The organism is Priestia sp. 3CA3, from assembly GCF_056836725.1.
Genome location: NZ_JBXENJ010000006.1, coordinates 70,530 through 89,683 on the forward strand (window position 1 = coordinate 70,530; position 19,154 = coordinate 89,683).

A 19,154-nucleotide genomic window follows, 5' to 3' on the forward strand; every position below is an offset into this window, starting at 1 on the left:
CACTCCTTACTCAAATAATGTTTCAGCAATATTTTGAATGGCGGCTTTTTCCCTTTCATCTTCTAGCTTTTCAATAATACCGCGTTTAATCGCGCGAAGAGGCGGCATATAAAGAGCTAAATCACACGTATCAATAAGCGCACGAATAGACGCAGCTTCTTCTGATACATGGCCGCTTTGAACTTGAGTAATTAAATCTGCAGAGAGCGTGACAAATTTATCAATTAATTTTTCGTCTTTTAACTGAGACTGAGACATTAAAACTTGCTTTAAGCTGCTCCCTTGAATATATGGCACTTCAATGACAACAAAACGATTTTTTAACGCTTCGTTTAATGGAACAGTCCCAACATACCCTTCGTTAATAGCCGCTACTACGCCGAATGTTTGCTGACCGCGCACTACATCTCCAGTGAATGGGTTTGTAATCATTTTCCGGTAGTCAAGTACCCCGTTTAAAATAGGAAGCGTTTCAGGTTTCGCCATGTTAATTTCATCAATATATAATAAATGGCCTTTTTTCATTGCCTGAATAACAGGTCCTTCTACAAACTCGATACCTGTTTTCCCTTCTTGTTCAGAAATTGTTTTAAAGCCAAGCAGCGCTTCTGCATCTAAATCCACCGAGCAGTTAACGCTATGCATCGGCTGAGAAAATAAATGCGACAGCGTTTCAGCAAGCTTTGTTTTACCTGAACCTGTTGGCCCTTTTAAAAGTACGTTTTTCCCTAGTGATAAGGCAATAATGGCATCTTCTAAAATATCTGCTTCTTCTGCTGTATAGCCGCCTTTTCCGATTAATAGCTGATCAGCATGAGACAGATTTTCATATTTACGATTCGCTAAAAGCGAAAGAACCTCTTTTGGTAATGATAATTGTGATAATTGAATTGACATAACAAAAAATCCTTTCTTTCTACATACTTTCTATAGTTTACTAAAAAACATTCTTCTTCTCAAAGAATTGCTTTACCAATGCGTTTCTCTAAAGTTTCCGGTAGAAAAATCGCCGTCTTTAAACATATATTCAGTAAAAAAAAGTAGGTTATTCACCTACTTTTTTACGATTTTATAGTTTTTATGATTAACGACTGTTTTCATGGATTCGCCTGTTTCAGCATCTTTTCCAAAATCTACGATAACCGAATTGTCTCGCACTACCATAACAATTCCTTTAAATCCTTTATAGTCGCCTTTTTTAGGCTGAATCGTATCGCCAACTTTAGCTGCCTTGACTTTAGGTGCTTGTTCTTCTGTACCTTGTGTATTTTCTACGTCCATCATGACCCCACCTTTTCCAATTTACCGTGTTTTTTATAAGTGAAAACACAATTTAATTTACTTTTTGTTGAAAATACTTAGTTTATTTTCCCACAAACATCCATGGTTAAACACCATATGTTTGTCCATTTTCATTCTGCAAACAAACGCTGTATTTTTTATTATGTATGTAGCTGTTTTTTGTAAGAGCACATCCTTGTTCTATCATAACATTTTCTGTTTCCTTCGAACACCAATTACCCTTTAGTTTTTTAAAAAAATGACAAATTACACGGAATTATGTCGAATTTCATATGATTTTCTTTTTAGTATGATAAGCTATATATCGTATTTTAAGCATGTTTTATCTATTACATACGATTTTTGATAAAAAAACCGAAACTTTTATCCACAAATTGCGTTGATTAAATGAAAGGGGGAGAAAATGGCACAACAGCATAACTTTGAACACATTTATAAACAGCACATGCATGATTTGCTGCGCTATCTTCTCTCTCTTACTCGCAGGAAAGAATCAGCGGAAGATTTAATGCAGGAGACCTTTTACCGGGCACTTTTACACTTAGAAACGTATAAAGGCGAGGAAGTAAAGCCTTGGCTGTTCAAAATTGCTTATCACGCCTTTATTGACTGGTATCGAAAAGAAAAAAAACGCCCTACTGTCGAAATAGAAGAATGGCACTTTACTCCTCAGCCAAGTGCTGAAGAACAAGTGATGATTCAAAGTGAAATCGACGGCTGGCTTTCTGATGTATCTGCTTTGCCTCCGGCTAAGCAGAATATTGTACTGTTACGAGATTATCATGGCTTCACATATGAAGAGATTGCAGAAATGACTGGCTTTACTCTGTCAAAAGTGAAAATGGACTTGTATCGTGGTCGTCAACAATTGAAAAAAAGAAAGGAAGAGGACGGATGAGCTGTCAAGATATGAAGCATCAATGGGAAAAATATAAAAACGGCACTTTGACAGACAAAGAAGCAGAAACACTTGAACAACATACAGAAAATTGTGAAGCATGCTCAGCTCATTTAGAGCACTTGCTAATCGAAGATGAACCGTTATCGCCCACTCCATCAACTACTTCACTAAGTGACGATACGATGTTGGATAATAAAAAAGTTAAAAAGTCCATTTATATCGCCAAATGGAAGCAGCGCCTTTCAAATGTGACAACTGTCATTAGCTCTGTGGTTCTGCTATGGATTATCGGCAGCTTTTTATCCATTGTATATTATCATCAATCAAAAACCGAATACATAAACAGCGTCAATCAAGCGGCTATCGAATCTGCTTTTCCGAACGTTCATATACGTGAAACCACTTCTGATACACAGTCCTTTTTCCGAATGCAGTCGCAAATGGAAGCTTATAAGCAAATTGGACGTGAAGAGCAGGCCATTGGGACGTTTACATTTCATCAGCTGTTTGATAAAACGAGCGGTGTAGAAAAAGAATTTTCCGGCGGTAAATACGATCTTAACCTTTCCTTTGTCTATCCTGATCCAAAAAAACTAAAGCTACATGCAAAAGAGTATAAGGAATGGACGAATGAAACATGGAATGCATTAGAAAACCTACCTAAAGGAACGGTAAGTGAAGTGGCTATTTCTTTTGATGATACGTATTCGCTAAAAGAAGTTCAGCAAAAAATGAACGCCATCGACAGCCGTGATTTTTCTACCTCTTGGTACGCGCTTAATACAGGGAACGAACAAAAAACAAGCACAAAAGATGAGCCATTAATTGACTTAACATCAACATTTGGCTTTCCAGAGTTTTTAGACTTGCCTTACGAGCACAAAGAAAATCAAACGCACTCTACTAGCAAGTCGAACGTTTTAGGTATGATGAAACTATTAGCCGATAATGAAGAAACGGTCCAAAAAGTTCGTCAGCTAGACCATTCCGATTTGTTGCTAAAGCAGCGATATTCTTATGTAAAAAAACATGGAGTCGGTGTGTACGGCGTTGTGATTACAGGACCTACCAAAAAGCTTCTGAAATTAAAAAATGATCCGTCTATCACCTATGCGTCACTTGGAGATGTAGAGCTATGGAATTGGTTCAACCGTCCTTCATCCGGCACGTTAATGAATCAGTAACAAGCACTTGAAAGCAAGTGCTTGTTTTTATTTCTTTGTTAATTCTTCAAATCTTTCTACAGCTTCGCTTTTATCAAATGAACTAAACCATCGATAGTCTTGGTCATCTAAAATACGATAGTGCTGACTAATCATATTTTGCTGCAGACGAAAAGAACCTTCTTTTTGAATCTCTTTCCACCATACTCTTCCTCCGAGCGTTTTATCTTTTGGAGAAGATACGCCGTTATGAGCAATGATTTCTACTACTTCTAAGGGGACGTCTCCTAAAACCGATTGAAGGATTTCACTGTCACCAAACAAACCGCATACTGCAACAGTAGTCGTCCACCCTGCTTCCGTGCGCCCTTTTTCAATTTGAACCAATGTTTTTTTGGAAATACCAATGACTTCAGCCATTCTATCTTGTGAATAGTTTCTTTCTAAACGAATTAATCGTATTTTATCCGATACTGATTTAATCACTTCTTGTTTATTCATTTTTACAGCCCTTTCTTTCTATACACGCACATGTCTTTAGTGTAATATTACACCTAATTAAAGAAGAGTTTCAAGCGTTTCCCTTCATCACAAGACGGGGAAATATACTAAAATTGTTTTTGTATACTAAAACAATTAAAAGGAGTTGAGAATATGTATATCATTGTATGGGCTATGCTTGTACTATACGCCTTGCTGCTAGCTCCGGGAGCAAGCGCCGCTAATGATTTGCTGTTTAAAAATCTTATCACAGGAAATTTTCAACAGGTAGATCCGCTCGTGGTTATGGTATTCTCTTTTTTAGGACTTTTCCCAATATTGTTCCTGGTAATGATTTGTAAAAAAGATACGTACAAACTGCCTGGATGGCCATTTTCTCTTCTATCATTTGGGCTTGGAGCTTTTTCTCTTTTGTTCTATTATCATTGGAAAGGACAAAAAGTTCGAACACGTTCGCGTATTTCTTCACGTTTCATTGCCATCATTTCTTCTCGTCTATGGATTGGACTATGCTTAGCGCTCACGATTGCAGGTTACGTATACGGACTATCCATAGGTTCAATAAGAGCTTATGGAGATGCTTTTATGCAGTCACAGCTTGTTAGCGTGATGACCGCTGATTTTTTTGTTTTAACGTGGCTTTCTTATTCCGTTATGACAAAAGAAAGGATAGCATCCCGACCTTACCTTCTCTTATGTTTCATTCCAGTTGCGGGCCCTTTTTTTATTTTGTTACTGCATAACCGCCAAAATATTAGAGAAGAAAAACTTTAAATAAAAGTCTTGCGTTCCATTCATTATTCCGTTATAATCATTTCTTGTACGATGAAAGTTGATTAATTAGAAAACATTTATATATCGGCATTTTATTTACATTTGTTATACATACCTGCGCTGTGCGTATACTCATGTTGTCTTAAACCTTTGAGTGTTAAAAGGGAGCTCAAAATTTAGCTGCAGATAGCACGCCCTTCTTGGGACGCTAAACCCGGCTATGAGGGCACCCACCTAGTAGATCTGGGTATTTAAGACACTTAGGGTTACGGCAGTGCGGGCTTATTTTTTAGTTAGCTGTAGCTAGCTTTTTTATTTTTTAATTTATTAGTTTACATAATTATTTTATTGTTAACTTATATTTTTTTTAGACATGTATGTTTTATTTATCTTCGATTGAGGAACATAAAAAGTAATAAAGGAGATGGATAAAATGAATGAACAAAAAATTGCTAAAAAAGTAAATGAAGTATTAGAAGGAAATCGTGTAGGAACATTAGCCACAGTTGTAAACAACAAACCCCACTCTCGCTATATGACATTTTTCAGCGATGAAGATGGTATCGCTCTTTACACACCAACAAATATCAATACACATAAGGCAGAAGAAATCGAAGCCAATCCGAACGTGCACGTACTATTGGGCTACAGTGGCGAAGGATATGGCGATCAATACTTAGAATTATCTGGGACAGCTGTTCTTCGTACCGGTGATCAACTAAAAGGACGTATATGGAACGATCACATGAAAGAATGGTTTGACGGTCCAAATGACCCTGAGTATGTTGTTCTTGAAATTACGCCAAACGAAATTCGCTTTATGAATGAAGGCGAAGAAACTCCCCAAACTGTTCAGCTATAATAAAAAAAGCGCACACTGTGCGCTTTTTTTATTTTCCTACCGCTTCTTTCAATTGAGCTGCTTTTTCTTTTGGAGACGCTGCTAAGCTAATCGCGGTAATAATAGAAACGCCATCTGCACCTGCTTCTACTACTTGTTTGGCATTTTCAGGCGTGATGCCACCGATTCCTACAATTGGAAAGTCAATATTCTGGTTTCGCACTTCTTCAATTAATTTTGTACCTTGCACTGCTTTTGCGTCTTTTTTTGTAGAAGTAGGAAAAACGGGTCCCATTCCTACATAATCCGCCCCGTCTTTTATCGCTTGCTGCAGCTCTTGTACATTATGAACAGAGACGCCCACAATTCCTTTTCCTATTTTTTCTCGAACAATATGAGCTTTTTCATCTTCTTGTCCAATATGAACGCCATCTGCTTGTAAGCGGATCGCTAAGTCAAGATCATCATTCACAACAAAAGGAACGCTGTGCTGCTGACAAATTTGCTGAAGTTCTTTCGCCAGCTGATATTTCGCTTCTCCTTTTAGGGCACCCTCGCCTTTTTCACGAAATTGAAACACGGTAACGCCGCCTTCAATTGCTTCTTTCAACACTTCTTTCGGATCTTTTGTACAGTTATTGCTGCCCATTATAAAATAAACTTTCAGCAGCTTTTTGATTTCTTCGTTTGTCATTTTCCGGCTCCTTTTAACGTTGATGTACTCTTGCATATGATTCAATATCCTGCCCAGATAAAAGATGAAGCTGGTTTAAGAGCTCAATTTGAAAGCTTCCCGGCCCTTCTTCACCTTTTTTCGCTGCGGCGATTTCACCTGCCACTCCGTAAAAACTTAAAGCAGCAACGCTTGCCTCGACATATTCTTTTTCTACAGCAGCGAAAGCTCCTATAATTGATGTCAACAGACATCCAGTCCCCGTCACTTTCGTAAATAACGGGTGACCGTTGTCTACTGTATACGTTGTGTTTCCATCGGTGATCACATCTTGTTTACCCGTAATAACAATCACTGTATCTAATTTGTTCGCCGCTTTCTCAGCAAGTTCAATGACGTCTCCTTGCCCTTCTAATGAATCAACGCCTTTAATGAGCCATGACTCGCCTACTACATTCGCAACTTCAGCAGCGTTACCACGAATAACTGCAATATTTAATTCTTCTACAAGCTGACGTGCTACTTCTGTACGAAACGGTGTCGCTCCGGCTCCTACAGGATCGAAAATAACCGGCACGCCGTTTTCATTTGCTGATTTTCCTGCTATTCTCATTGCTTCTACTTCTTGAGCCGTCAGTGTACCCATATTTAAGACAAGCGCTCCGGCGATTCGAGCCATATCAGCCACTTCTTCCTTCGCATAAGCCATAACAGGTGACGCTCCTAGGGCAAGCAGTCCATTTGCTGTAAAATTGGTTACCACAACATTCGTAATATTATGAATAAGCGGACTTAAGTCTCTTACTTTTTCTAATTGAGCTGAAATTTTACTAATATCCATGTTCTCTCACTCTTTTCATTTAGTTTTAACACTGCAAAAAAAGACAAAAAAGCACCTTGCATGCGCAAAGTGCTTTGGTATGTACTCACATTCCCTGCGCTGGCATTATCCAACAGGTTCAAATGGTCAACAGGCGCCCCTGTACTCTCAGCCTGCCCCGCGCAAGCTCCCATACTATTCTTGTTACGTTTAAAGTTTACTATTAACCCTTTTTATTTGCAACCATTTCACTGTTTTGCCGATAAAATAAAGCTTCGCTATAGGCTGAGTGGTGTTGTAAATCTTACAGCTTTACTAAAAGCATCATTAAAAGACCTCCAGTAAGCTACTGGAGGTCTTCTATCCCCTAAAAATTCTATCATTTTTCCTTCTCGTTATTTCTCTTGAATCGCTTGATTTCTCACAGCTGTTTTTCGATCCTTCCCTGCTCTTAAAGATAAAAGAAAACAAAGCAGCAGTACAAGTGCAGCTGATACGTACGGATAATTAATGTTTATATCAAAGAGAAAGCCTGCGACAACGGGTCCAATAATATTCCCAAGACTTGTATAAGCAGAATTTAGTCCGGCTACATACCCTTGGTCGTCTTGTGCCATCATCGACATTTGCGTGCTGATTGCCGGACGTAAAATATCTGTTGCTAAAAAGACGATAAATGTTACAACAATAATAAGCCAGTACGTGTGCACAAATAGCGTAAGTAAAATAAAAAGTCCCGTCATCATCAAGCAAAACGAAATCACTCTTTTTTCACCGAACTTATTTAAAATCCAGCCAAAAATCGTAACCTGCACAACAGCCCCTGCAATAGAGCCAAACGTAATAACAAACGCAATATCTTTTGGCGTAAAGCTAAATTTATGATCAACAAATAGTGAAAAGATCGTTTCATAATTGGATAATCCAAACGATGTCACAAAAACGATAATTAAACTTAAAAAATAAGGTTCTTTGTAGGAATTCATAAGCTGCAGCAGCAGCCGATCTTCTTTTGGATTCTCATTGTTTGAAACAGCATGACCTTGTACAGGACGAGACTCCGGCAAAACAAAAAGCGTAATCACTGCAGCCAAGCCTCCTGCTACTGCGGCCATGTAAAATGGCACGCGCATGCCGTATTCAGCTAAAAAGCCTCCAATACCGGGCCCGATAATAAATCCTGTTGTAATCGCTGCCGTCACATAGCCCATTCCTTTAGCGCGTTCTTTAGCAGACGTCACGTCCGCTGTATAGGCCATAACAGCAGGCATAATAAGCGCGGCTCCGACCCCACCTAGCATTCTGGATACAAATAATAAAAGAGGTGTACTCACTGAACCAAAGAACCATTCAGACAGGGCAAAAACAATCATTCCCGCTACAATAATTTTCTTTCTCCCTAACGAATCGGATAATCGCCCCGCTAAAGGCGAAAACAGAAATTGAGTTAGTGAAAACACGGCTACTAAAAGCCCCATCACGCTGCCGTTGATATGAAGCTCCGTCATATAGGTTGGCATAATTGGAATAACGAGACCGATTCCCGTAAAGATAATAAAAATATTTAGCATGAGCAGCAAAATCGCCGCCCGATTTCTTAACAATAATGACATATAAACCTCCTGATTACAAAAATACTGAACGTTCGGTCTATAAAAATACAAAATAATGAGGGATTACTCATTGCCGCAATAAGCATCCCCGCTTATTTAAGAAGACCTTGCTATAATTCCGTTTAAAAATACATCGATTGCTGAATGGTAAAGCTGCAGGGCATTTTCCGTACTCGTTTTTCGAGACATGCGGCTCATTCCAACAAACAACCCTTCTAAAATTACTGCAAGTTGCTCTGCATTTTTATGAGAAAACTCGCCTTCATCGATGCCCTGTTGCAAAAGTTCCCGGTTAAACTCCACGTGTCGTTTCACCATCTCATCAATTCGCTCTTCGATGTCGCTGCCCTTCTCCTCGTTGTTAAAAAACTCATCCGCAGCTTTCGTAAGAGGATGATTCAAATCATCTAAAATGATTTGCTCCGCTATTCCAAAAAGCTTATCTCTTGTTGTTTTGTAAAGAGACTCTCTTTCTTTCCAGTTTCGTTCCCACTCAAGATCCCATTCGTCTATTAAATAAAGAAAAAGCCCTTCTTTACTTTTAAAGTGATAATAAATATTCCCTTTACTGCTTCCCGTAGCTTCTACAATTTCCTCAATAGATGTAGCTTTATAGCCTTTTTGAGAAAACAATGCTTTAGCGGCATCTGCCACTTTTCTTTTGGTTTGTTCACTTTGAAGCTTTTTTTTATTCAAGCTATTTCCACCGCCCCGTACATTTATTATTTATACTGAACATTCGTTTTGTATTATCTGACACCTATACTACATAGGAAAAACCTTTTTGTCTAGTGAGAAAACCTAGTTTATACCTTTTTATATGAATCATGACCAAAACAAAGCCTCCTAAAAAGGCTTTGCCTAAAAAGCTTACTTGCTAACAGGATAAATGACAGCTGCTTGCGCGCACAGTTTGCATACAAATAAACAAATCATCTGCGCCTTCTTTCCTGTCTTTTACTCATTCAATTTCTTTGTCATAAACACACTGTATGGATCTTCTTTGTAGGTAGAAAACGGTTCGCACTCGTAAAATCCAAAACTGGCGTATAGCTTTCTAGCCGGTTCAAAAGCAGGTGCGGATCCTGTTTCTAAGCTTAAGCGTCGGTACCCTCGTTTTTGCGCTTCATTTATTATGTACTGCAGCAGCTCTCTAGCAATTCCTTTCCGCAAATGAGCGGTAGCTGTTCGCATCGATTTAATTTCTCCGTGGTGCTCATCTAACTCTTTTACAGCTCCGCACCCTGCTAGCTGACTTCCTTCCCACACGCTCCAAAACGTAATATGACGTTGTTTTAAACTTTCAATATCTAGAGCATGAATACTTTCAGGGGGGGAATGTAAGTTCATTCCTTGAAGGTGAGAACTTACTAGCTCAATAACTTCATTGTTCGTTAAGTGGTCTCTTTTTATTTTAATCATCTTCTCTTCCTTCCTGCTACTAAAGGGTGGTCAACTACAAACCAACTTATGAATACATTCACTGTCGACCTTTAAAAATCCTTTTATACACTCCCTTCTTTTTCTCCAGTTATTAAAACAGACTTTGCCAAGCAGATGTTTCATACATTGTTAAACGGAGGTGAAATTCGTTGAAGAAAGTTTTATTTTGTCTTGTCCCTCTTTTGTTTTTATTATCCGCCTGCTTTAGTGATCCTGTTCAAGATGATTTAATCGATTATAACAATCAAGATTTAAAGAAAGCGGCTCAGCTTGAAAAAGAGGCGATTGACGCATACGATTCCGTTACAGGCGCTAACTACACAAGTGACGCTGTTATGTACGATACGATGACGAGTGAAGTCATTCCTACCTATCGTAAATTTGTTGACGAACTGGAAAACATCGATGTAGAAACCGACGATCTTCGAAAGGTTCATGAAGGCTATATAAAGGCTGCCAATACCCAGTATAATGCTTTTATTAAAATTGTCAGTGCTTTGGAAAAGCAGGACCGCAACCTTATTGCTGAGGCAAACGCTATGCTTGATGAAGCACGAAAAGGTATACGCGATTACAATGCAGCTATTAAAAAGCTGGCTAAAGAACATGATGTAAAAATTGAAGAACCAAAAACACAGCGCGAAAACAGCCTATAGTTTTGATGCAAAAAGAAGGTCTCTAAAAATAGTAAGAGACCTTCTTTCGTATGGTGTTTCACTTTTTCTACGTTCAATAAATAAAGATGAGTGTTAAGAAATATTGCTTAAAGACGCATAATAAGAGGCAATAATTTCTTCGTCTGAATGCGGAATTTCCTTTCCTTTTACAAGCTGAGCGCCGTTAATACAGCCGCTTGTAAGTAAAATAATATCATTCGGCTTTCCTAAAGAAAGCGACTTTAATACGCCTTCCGTTCGAGTAGGGGCGCGGTGAATATTGCTTGCGCTCGGATTCGAAAAACCTGTCATCACTTGATCTACGATTACATTCGGATCATGATGACCTGGATGATCAACCGTTACGATAATTTCATCAGCTTTTCCTTCAATGGTGCGCGCCATTTTAGGCATTTTGTTAAAATCTCGAATGCCGATCCCTGCAATCATGACAATCAGCTGGTTGTACTCCATTTTTTTTACTTCTTCTACCAAACGAGTAAGAGCAACAGGCGTATGGGCATAGTCTAAGATCACTTTTTGGTTATTTGGACCTTCTATCACCTGAAATCGCCCTTCTGGACTTTCCAATTTAGGAAGTACGCTAATAATATCTTCAATGTGGTATTCAAAGTGAAGAGCTGTACCAATGGCCGCTAGCACGTTGGCAATGTTGTAATCGCCATATACAGGCACTGCTACTTTGTATGACTGTCCTTTATAAAGTAAATCAAAGAAAGAGCCTCCTTCTTTGACAATAATGTTTTTTGCTTGCAGAGTTGCTTCCGCATTATTTAATAAACTATACGTGACTTTAGGTCCTTCAAATACCCTGCTTAAGTCTTTACCCATGTCCTGATCATCTATATTAATAACGGCATGTTTGGCCTGTTGAAATAATTTCATCTTGCATTTTTTATAGTGCTCAAACGTTTTATGATACTCTAAATGCTCTTCCGATAAGTTTGTGTGAATGGCTACATCAAAATAAATATTTTCTACTCGCTGCTGATCTATCGCAATTGAAGATACTTCCATCACTGCCGCTTCATCGCCTCTTGTATACAAATCATAAAAAATTTTATGCAAGTCTACCGACTCCGGCGTTGTAGGCGTACTTTTTTTATAAACTAACTTTTGCTTTGATGACCAAATGCCGGTCGTTCCAATCGACCCTGTCGGCAATTTTAAAAGAGTTAAAAGCGACCTTACGTAAGCTGCTACGGTTGTTTTGCCATTTGTACCTGTAACGCCAATTGTCTCAATTTTTTCATCCGTATAATCAAAATACATTTTAGAAAAAGACGCCATTACTTTGCGAACGTCGTCAACAGCTAAAAACGTACAGTGAGCATACTGAGTGCTTAAAAGACGAAGCTGCTCAACGCTTGTCCCAAATACTGCTACGGCTCCTCTAGCTATAGCTTCTTTAATATATTGATGTCCATCTTCATTTTCACCTTTTATACTAAAAAATACGGATCCGTCGTGAACTTGTTTTGAATGATATGTGAGATGGGTGATTGTTTGAGATGCAGGCCCAAAAATATGTTTAATTGATAAATTCGTTAATGTATCAAAGTGGATGTTCATAGCTATTCCTCACAGTGTATAAATTTTATTTTTAATATGTTCTAAAATCCCTTAAATACTCTTTGAAGGATATTTTTTCTTTATCTCCATTTATAAAGAACTTTCTACAATTCAATCTTTTTATTTTGCTTTCATGTGTAGAACGAAAATAAAGAAAAGACGGATCACTATTTTTTAAAACTAAAAGCATGTAAAATATGGATGAAATGTGTATATCATACCAACAGCAAAAGCAAAGTATTGTAGTAAAATATTTCCCCTACACGCGCAAAACGAAACCATTCTTTAAAATAAAATGATTTCATAGAGTAAGTTGAATCATGATAAATACTTGAAAAGGGGGGAAGAAAGATTACTTGTATTAACCAGTCCCTCCCTTTGCAAAATCATAAAGAAAACATCATAATAAAAGATGCGCATAACAGCGTGAACAACTCTGCTTTGAAAGGATGGACTACAGCAAATGACGCGTTCTCTTTTAGCGATTGAACCACTTCCTCTTTCGGTTTATCAACAGCCTACGCTTGAACTAGCTCAGTCGCTGTTAGGGTGTCTTCTTATTCATGAAACGCCAGAAGGAACTGCATCTGGTTTTATTGTAGAAACCGAGGCTTATAAAGGACCTTTCGACCGAGCAGCTCATAGCTTTAATAACCGGCGCACAAAAAGAACAGAGGTAATGTTCGGTCCTCCTGGTCATGCCTATACGCATACAATGCATACACATTGTTTACTCAATGTTGTAAGCAGCGACATCGATTGTCCAGAAGGCGTCCTCATTCGAGCTATTGAGCCATTTAGCGGAAAAGATTTGATGAAAACTAGACGTCGAGGGATGGAAAATGAAATAAATTGGACAAACGGTCCTGGGAAACTAACAAAAGCACTAGGGGTTTCAATGGATTTGTACGGTCATGATTTAACCACCCCTCCTCTTTATATTGCTCGTGGCTTCACTCCTTCAGCGATTTCCGCCGGACCTCGCGTTGGCATTGATAATTCTGGTGAAGCGAAGGATTACCCTTGGCGCTTTTGGGTTACCAATCACCCGTTTGTATCGAAATTCAGGTGAACAAAAGGCAAATAATTTATCATCGAAAATAAAAGAAGCACCTCTTTTTAGAGATGCTTCTTTTTGCTTACGCCCACCACATTTGTGACGGAGTTTCTTCAATTAATACACTTTGTAAGTTTGTAACCGCGCGTTTAAATCCTTCTTCAATCGACATGATTGGATCTTCATGCTCAATGCTGACTACATAATCGTATCCGTATGTGCGAAGGGCACTCATCATATCAGACCACTCTTTTACATCATGTCCGCATCCTACGGATCTAAACGTCCATGCACGCGTTTGGACTTCTCCGTATGGCTGCATATCCGTCAGTCCATACATGTTAATATTATCCTGGTCCAAGTACGTATCCTTTGCATGGAAATGATGAATCGCATTTTCTTTTGCTAAAATTTTAATAGCTCCTACCGGATCAATTCCTTGCCACCATAAATGACTTGGATCAAGGTTAGCGCCAATCGCTGGACTTGTTTTTTCGCGAAGCTTTAGGAGCGTATACGGAGTATGAACTAAAAATCCACCGTGAAGTTCTAAACCAATTTTTACGTTATGCTCCTCCGCTAGTTCTCCAATTTCTTTCCAATAAGGAACAAGCTTATTTTCCCACTGCCAATTCAATACGTCTCCATACTCGTTAGGCCAAGGAGTAACAGGCCAGTTTGGGTACTTCGCTTCTTCGTGATCTCCTGCTGTTCCAGAAAAGCAGTTAACCACTGGAACATCTACTAATGATGCTAGTTGGATGGTCTTGCGAAGCGTTTCGTCAGATTCTTTTGCAAAACTTGCCTCAGGTGAAATAGGATTGCCGTGGCAGCTAAATGCGCTGATTGTAAGTCCGCGGTCTTTTATCTGCTTCATATATGCTTCTCTTTTTTCTTCATCTTCAAGCAGCTCATCTAGCGGACAATGGCTGTTTCCCGGATAACCTCCCGTTCCGATTTCAACAGCATGAAGACCTGCTGATTTTACTTTATCTAACATCTCTTCAAAAGAAAGATCCGCAAATAAGACCGTAAATACTCCAAGTTTCATTTTAATTTCCCCCTGTGCGATATATTTCATCAATAATAGCTGAGACTTGAAGCGCTTCTTGTGGCTTTACTACTAATTCAGCATTTCCTTTACACGCTTCAACGAAATTTTTAGCCTGACTTAAGCTGTAATCATCTTCTCCATCTATCCAAGATGAAGTACTGTTCATAAGCATACCGTTTTTGGACGTGTATAGTTCAAACGGAAACACGCTTAAACCGCCCTCTACCCCTGATATGCTTACGTGCTCTTCATCATCTTCGATATTAGCAGCCCAAGAAGTTTCTAAAAGAAGCGACGCTCCATTTTCAAATTTAATATAGGCCGTTACATGATCATCCACACCGAATGTTTCATGATCAAATGCTCCCCATTGATTTAATTGGTTAGGCGTTTTACTCAGGTCATTATATGTACTTCCCAGTACTTCAGTATGCTTTGGGTTTCCCATTAGCCAAAGCGTTAAATCAAGCAAATGGCAGCCGTAATCAATTAAGCTGCCTCCTCCTTGAAGATCTTTGTTCGTGAATACTCCCCAACCGGGAACCTTACGGCGACGCATTGCTCTGACACGTGCAACTAATGGACGCCCTACCTCTGTCATCATTTTTTTCGCAGCCTGCGCTTCTTTCATGAATCGGTAGTGATACGCAATCGCTAACTGCTTACCCGATTCTCTAGCAGCAGCAAGCATTTCTTCACCTTGCTCTTTAGACATCGCCATCGGCTTTTCACATAGAACGTGAACGCCTGCTTTTAGCGCTTCTACTGCAAACTCGGCGTGAAATTTATTCGGTGTACAAATACATACAGCATCCACTTCTTTAAACATATCTTTGTAATCAACAAATACGTGAGGGATATTATGTTCATTGGCTACCTCTGTGGCTCTTTCACTATTAATATCGCTAAGCCCCCAAATCACACATTCATCACCCAGTTGTTTGAATGCTGGGATATGCCTGCTTACAGCAATCCCTCCTGCTCCGATTATGCCAATTCTCACGTTTTTCACCTCTTACACGCGCGTAATTTGTTTCGTTTGACTTGATTTTAAAGCTGCTAAAATAACAGCAAGTGATTTTAATCCTTCTTCACCAGGAACCGGAGATTCTTTATCTTCTGCAACTGCATCTACAAATTGTTCAATGACGTGAGAATTACTTTGTCCGCCTTCATCGTTCGACTGGATTTTTCCTAATTCATAGTTCACCACTTCACCCGTTGCATATTGTGCAACTAATGAATACGTCGGATCGTCCTCTAAACGAAGAATCCCTTTCTCGCCGTAAACAATCGTGGAGTTATCTTCTTTTCCATTGTAAGCCCAGCTTGCCGCAAGCGTCCCGATAATCCCGCTTTCCGTTTTTAATACGCACACAGCATTGTCGTCTACATTTGCAAAGTCTTTTGCATTGCTTTCCACGAATGCACCGACTTCTACAATTTCTTCATTTAATATGTAGCGGAGCATATCGGTTTTATGAACGCCTAAATCCCCCATAGCACCAATAAACGCTTCGTCTTTTTTGAAGAACCAGCTTTCTTTTCCGTCCACGCTCCAGCCTTCAGGACCACCGTGGCCAAAAGCCGTACGGAAACTATAAATTTTACCGATTTCCCCTTTTTCAATAAGTTCACGAGCTTTTTGATGAGAAGCTACAAAGCGCTGATTATGTCCGATCATTAGTTTTTTACCGTTTGTTTTTGCTGCTTCAATCATCGCTTTCGCTTCTTCTTCTGATGTTGCCATCGGCTTTTCACACAGAACATGAACTCCGCTGTTTAACGCTGCAACCGAAATAGGCGCATGAAGATAATTGGGCGTACATACGCTCACTGCTTCCACTGTACCGCTTGCTAAAAGTTCTTCATAGTTTGTGTACGCTTTTACACCGTACTGCTGTGCTACGCTGTTTGCACGTTCTGTGTTTATATCGCAAACGGCTACTAATTCTACTTGTTCATTCATCTTATATTCTGGTAAGTGACGGTGTTGCGCAATGCTTCCGCACCCAATAACGCCAATTTTTACTTTTGCCATCTTTCCTATCCCCTTTGCTTAAGCATTATTCATTAGTTTTTAACAGCGATTGATTCAAGCGGTTGCGCATTGCCGTAAACAGGACGTTTTCTCTCTGCCGGCTTCGCCCATTTAATAGCATTCATAATGACACGCTGAATGTCTTTGTTATGGTATGTTGGATATGTTTCATGTCCAGGTCTGAAATAAAATACTTTTCCGTTTCCGCGTTTGTACGTGCAGCCGCTTCTGAAAATTTCTCCGCCTTCAAACCAGCTCGTGAAAATCAGTTCATCAGGTGCTGGAATATCAAAGTGCTCTCCGTACATTTCTTCGCGCTCAAGCTCGATAAATTCACCAATACCTTCCACAATCGGATGGCTCGGTTCTACTACCCACAAGCGCTCTTTTTCATCTGCTTCACGCCATTTTAAGTCGCAGCTTGTGCCCATTAACGTTTTAAAAATTTTAGAAAAGTGACCTGAGTGTAAAACAATAAGCCCCATACCGTCTAGCACGCGCTGCTTTACTTTCTCAACGATGTCATCTTTCACTTCGTCATGTGCTAAATGACCCCACCATACTAAAACATCCGTTTGATTTAATACTTCTTCAGTCAACCCGTGTTCTACTTCGTCTAATGTTGCGGTGTGTGTACGAAACCCTCCTTCTTCTAAAAAAGAAGCGATGGCACCGTGAATGCCTTCAGAGTAAATTTCTCTTACAACCGGATTTTTCTGTTCATGACGATTTTCGTTCCATACTGTAACATTAATCATTTTCATATCCCCTTTTTTTGTGAATGCTAACTTATATCCCCTTTTTTTATCAATGCTAAACTTTGGTTAACCGGTTAACTTACTGTGGTTCACTCGCGCTTAGCAGTCGAATCTCGAATAACAAGTTCAACCGATAATTTTACATGCTGCAGCGTGCTGAAACGGTGTTCGATTGCTTGAATAACAGACGTCGCGGCGACGACTCCTTTGTTAAATACATCTTGACGAATGGTTGTTAGACTTGGAGATGAATAGCTGCTAAACGTAATGTCGTCAAACCCTACGATTGAATAGTCTTGCGGAATTCTTTTCCCCTTTTCTTGCAGTGCTTTCATAATTCCAAGCGCCAGCGTATCAGAGGATGCAAAAACCGCCCGAATATCCTTATGCTCTTGCAGCAGCTTGCTCCCTAAATTGTAACCGTTATCAAAGGAACTTTCGTTCACTTCAAAAACAAACGTCTTTGATGGTGTAATGCCCGCTTCTTTTAATGCTTTCTCGTAGCCTATATACCTCTTTTTATCCACTGGACTATTGACGAGGTGATGAGCAACAAAGGCAATTTCTTTATGCCCCAAACTCACTAAATGTGTTGTAGCGAGATATCCTCCATACTCATCGTCTACCGAAATATGATGATAATCACGTTCGTACCTTTCGTATGTATCAACTAGCACAATCGGATTCGATAACGCTTTCATTTTCTCATACAATCGATGCGGGAAGGCTCCTAAAAACAGAAGACCATCAACATTTCTCGTTCGAATCCATTTTAGGCAATCAGCTGGGCTACTCACTCCAGATATGACTAGATCATAACCATGCTTACGGATTACATATTCAATTCCACTAATCATTTCACTGTAATAATGGTTATCTTTAAATATAGTAGAAAGTGAATCATCTGTAAGCGGGAACATCACGCCAATCATATTTGACTTTTGTTTCGAAAGACTAACGGCGGTTAAATTTGGTTCGTAGTTTAATTCTTTTACCGCTGTTAAAATTCGCTCTTTTGTTTCATCGGATACTTTGTTAATTCCGTTTAAGACGTAAGATACTGAAGCTGCAGACACCCCTGCATGCTTTGCTACATCACGAATCGTTATCTTTTCTCCCATAAAATCTCTCCAGTTAAACGGTTAACTATTTACTCGTTCATTATAATTCACTCCTTTATTATCAGTCAACGTATTTTTCAAATTATCTGTTAACTATTATAATATCTTCCTAGATTGGTATGTTTTAAGCAGTGACAAGATGTATTGACACCTGTTAATCTTTGAAACGTACATATAAAGTTCGGTGCACAGCACGCACCGATCCGTGATAAAAGGGGCGTTCAAAAGGATTTCAGGAGGTACTTACTTTATGTTTAAGAAACTAGCAATTATTGGAGCGCTAGCAGTTCCTATGTTCGGCATGAGTCACGGGGCAAATGCCGCTGAAACAACCCATCGCGTAAAAGCCGGAGAGACTCTTTACAAGATTGGCGCTGAATACGGCGTTACGGTTAAACAGTTAAAAGAAGCGAATCACAAATCTACCGACTCTATTAATGCAAATGAAACATTAACAATCCCTAACTCTATTAGCGAAAGCGATAAAGAATTGTTAGCTCGCCTTGTACAAGCTGAAGCAAAAGGTGAACCTTACGCTGGCAAAGTGGCTGTAGCAACAGTCGTTTTAAACCGCGTAGATAGCGATTCTTTCCCAAACTCTATTCATGATGTCATTTATCAAGGTACACAGTTTACACCTGTACAAAACGGTGAAATTAATAAAGCAGCGGATGCTGAAGCAAAAAAAGCTGTAAATGAAGCACTAGCGTTTAGAGGTCAAGGAAAAGGTTCGTTATTCTTCTTTAACCCAGATAAAACAAGCGATCAATGGCTTCGTCAAAAACAGGTTACGATTACAATCGGAAATCACGTTTTTGCAAAATAAACAAAAAAGCACTCAGA

At 39.3% G+C, this 19,154-nt stretch carries 21 protein-coding genes, 1 other RNA gene and 1 riboswitch; of the genes, 8 read left to right on the forward strand and 14 right to left on the reverse strand.

Going from position 1 to position 19,154, the window contains the following annotated elements; translation table 11 throughout:
- Window positions 1–6 precede the first annotated feature (6 nt).
- Together AC1VNJ_RS16765 and AC1VNJ_RS16770 are read right to left on the reverse strand one after the other, a co-directional pair.
- A complete protein-coding gene (locus AC1VNJ_RS16765) occupies window positions 7–897 on the reverse strand; it encodes an ATP-binding protein (protein ID WP_014460283.1) in 891 nt (296 codons plus the stop codon).
- A 156-nt stretch (window positions 898–1,053) separates the two neighbouring features.
- A complete protein-coding gene (locus AC1VNJ_RS16770) occupies window positions 1,054–1,284 on the reverse strand; it encodes a YkvS family protein (RefSeq protein ID WP_013056869.1) in 231 nt (76 codons plus the stop codon).
- A 421-nt stretch (window positions 1,285–1,705) separates the two neighbouring features.
- On the opposite strand from AC1VNJ_RS16770, the gene AC1VNJ_RS16775 reads away from it, so the two are divergent.
- Entirely contained in the window at window positions 1,706–2,200 is a 495-nt protein-coding gene (locus AC1VNJ_RS16775; RefSeq protein WP_013056868.1) for an RNA polymerase sigma factor, read from the forward strand.
- Complete coding sequence (locus tag AC1VNJ_RS16780; RefSeq protein ID WP_165635974.1) at window positions 2,197–3,387, forward strand: anti-sigma factor; 1,191 nt, start codon at window positions 2,197–2,199, stop codon at window positions 3,385–3,387. The genes AC1VNJ_RS16775 and AC1VNJ_RS16780 overlap by 4 nt, the downstream gene beginning before the upstream one ends.
- A 27-nt stretch (window positions 3,388–3,414) precedes the next feature.
- Here the strand turns inward: AC1VNJ_RS16780 and AC1VNJ_RS16785 are convergent, their stop codons facing one another.
- Window positions 3,415–3,867: a helix-turn-helix transcriptional regulator gene (locus AC1VNJ_RS16785; protein ID WP_014460286.1), complete on the reverse strand. Its 453-nt coding sequence runs from the start codon at window positions 3,865–3,867 to the stop codon at window positions 3,415–3,417.
- 153 nt (window positions 3,868–4,020) lie between these two features.
- On the opposite strand from AC1VNJ_RS16785, the gene AC1VNJ_RS16790 reads away from it, so the two are divergent.
- The 3 genes from AC1VNJ_RS16790 (at window position 4,021) to AC1VNJ_RS16800 (ending at window position 5,503) form a co-directional block, all read left to right on the forward strand.
- Entirely contained in the window at window positions 4,021–4,641 is a 621-nt protein-coding gene (locus AC1VNJ_RS16790; protein WP_182420651.1) for a hypothetical protein, read from the forward strand.
- Window positions 4,642–4,750: 109 nt separating this feature from the next.
- Window positions 4,751–4,928: non-coding RNA, 6S RNA (gene ssrS, locus AC1VNJ_RS16795), on the forward strand.
- Window positions 4,929–5,074: 146 nt separating this feature from the next.
- A complete protein-coding gene (locus tag AC1VNJ_RS16800) occupies window positions 5,075–5,503 on the forward strand; it encodes a pyridoxamine 5'-phosphate oxidase family protein (protein ID WP_013082985.1) in 429 nt (142 codons plus the stop codon).
- 28 nt (window positions 5,504–5,531) lie between these two features.
- Here AC1VNJ_RS16800 and thiE read toward each other — a convergent pair whose 3' ends face one another.
- The 5 genes from thiE to AC1VNJ_RS16825 all read right to left on the reverse strand — a co-directional run bounded on the left by thiE (window position 5,532) and on the right by AC1VNJ_RS16825 (window position 10,007).
- Window positions 5,532–6,176 carry a thiamine phosphate synthase gene (thiE, locus tag AC1VNJ_RS16805; protein ID WP_482641096.1) on the reverse strand — a complete coding sequence of 215 codons (645 nt, stop codon included), beginning with the start codon at window positions 6,174–6,176 and terminating at the stop codon, window positions 5,532–5,534.
- A 13-nt stretch (window positions 6,177–6,189) separates the two neighbouring features.
- Window positions 6,190–6,996 (reverse strand): hydroxyethylthiazole kinase, encoded by an 807-nt coding sequence (gene thiM / locus AC1VNJ_RS16810; RefSeq protein ID WP_014460290.1) that lies wholly within the window; start codon window positions 6,994–6,996, stop codon window positions 6,190–6,192.
- A 74-nt stretch (window positions 6,997–7,070) separates the two neighbouring features.
- Window positions 7,071–7,179: riboswitch (TPP riboswitch) on the reverse strand.
- Between the two features lie 191 nt (window positions 7,180–7,370).
- Complete coding sequence (locus AC1VNJ_RS16815; protein WP_028413509.1) at window positions 7,371–8,588, reverse strand: MFS transporter; 1,218 nt, start codon at window positions 8,586–8,588, stop codon at window positions 7,371–7,373.
- A 96-nt stretch (window positions 8,589–8,684) separates the two neighbouring features.
- On the reverse strand, window positions 8,685–9,284 hold the full coding sequence (locus tag AC1VNJ_RS16820) for a TetR/AcrR family transcriptional regulator (RefSeq protein WP_028413510.1): 600 nt from the start codon (window positions 9,282–9,284) through the stop codon (window positions 8,685–8,687).
- Between the two features lie 261 nt (window positions 9,285–9,545).
- Entirely contained in the window at window positions 9,546–10,007 is a 462-nt protein-coding gene (locus AC1VNJ_RS16825) for a GNAT family N-acetyltransferase (RefSeq protein ID WP_223546665.1), read from the reverse strand.
- A gap of 173 nt (window positions 10,008–10,180) precedes the next feature.
- Between AC1VNJ_RS16825 and AC1VNJ_RS16830 the strand changes: the two genes are divergently transcribed.
- On the forward strand, window positions 10,181–10,687 hold the full coding sequence (locus AC1VNJ_RS16830; protein WP_013082979.1) for a hypothetical protein: 507 nt from the start codon (window positions 10,181–10,183) through the stop codon (window positions 10,685–10,687).
- Window positions 10,688–10,780: 93 nt separating this feature from the next.
- On the opposite strand, the gene AC1VNJ_RS16835 is transcribed toward AC1VNJ_RS16830, so the two are convergent.
- Entirely contained in the window at window positions 10,781–12,280 is a 1,500-nt protein-coding gene (locus AC1VNJ_RS16835) for a UDP-N-acetylmuramoyl-L-alanyl-D-glutamate--2,6-diaminopimelate ligase (RefSeq protein WP_482641097.1), read from the reverse strand.
- 463 nt (window positions 12,281–12,743) lie between these two features.
- Here AC1VNJ_RS16835 and AC1VNJ_RS16840 point away from each other — a divergent pair, with 463 nt between their 5' ends.
- Window positions 12,744–13,352: a DNA-3-methyladenine glycosylase gene (locus AC1VNJ_RS16840; RefSeq protein ID WP_115653758.1), complete on the forward strand. Its 609-nt coding sequence runs from the start codon at window positions 12,744–12,746 to the stop codon at window positions 13,350–13,352.
- 67 nt (window positions 13,353–13,419) lie between these two features.
- Here the strand turns inward: AC1VNJ_RS16840 and AC1VNJ_RS16845 are convergent, their stop codons facing one another.
- The 5 genes from AC1VNJ_RS16845 to AC1VNJ_RS16865 form a co-directional block, all read right to left on the reverse strand.
- On the reverse strand, window positions 13,420–14,388 hold the full coding sequence (locus AC1VNJ_RS16845; RefSeq protein WP_165635971.1) for a sugar phosphate isomerase/epimerase family protein: 969 nt from the start codon (window positions 14,386–14,388) through the stop codon (window positions 13,420–13,422).
- Between the two features lies 1 nt (window position 14,389).
- A complete protein-coding gene (locus AC1VNJ_RS16850; RefSeq protein WP_165635970.1) occupies window positions 14,390–15,394 on the reverse strand; it encodes a Gfo/Idh/MocA family protein in 1,005 nt (334 codons plus the stop codon).
- Window positions 15,395–15,406: 12 nt separating this feature from the next.
- Window positions 15,407–16,432, reverse strand: a complete 1,026-nt coding sequence (locus tag AC1VNJ_RS16855; RefSeq protein WP_033578851.1) for a Gfo/Idh/MocA family protein — start codon at window positions 16,430–16,432, stop codon at window positions 15,407–15,409.
- 32 nt (window positions 16,433–16,464) lie between these two features.
- Window positions 16,465–17,190, reverse strand: a complete 726-nt coding sequence (locus tag AC1VNJ_RS16860) for a ThuA domain-containing protein (protein ID WP_028413517.1) — start codon at window positions 17,188–17,190, stop codon at window positions 16,465–16,467.
- Window positions 17,191–17,279: 89 nt separating this feature from the next.
- Window positions 17,280–18,311, reverse strand: a complete 1,032-nt coding sequence (locus AC1VNJ_RS16865; RefSeq protein WP_482641098.1) for a LacI family DNA-binding transcriptional regulator — start codon at window positions 18,309–18,311, stop codon at window positions 17,280–17,282.
- A gap of 250 nt (window positions 18,312–18,561) precedes the next feature.
- On the opposite strand from AC1VNJ_RS16865, the gene AC1VNJ_RS16870 reads away from it, so the two are divergent.
- Window positions 18,562–19,137: a cell wall hydrolase gene (locus AC1VNJ_RS16870; RefSeq protein ID WP_028408694.1), complete on the forward strand. Its 576-nt coding sequence runs from the start codon at window positions 18,562–18,564 to the stop codon at window positions 19,135–19,137.
- Window positions 19,138–19,154: the final 17 nt, after the last annotated feature.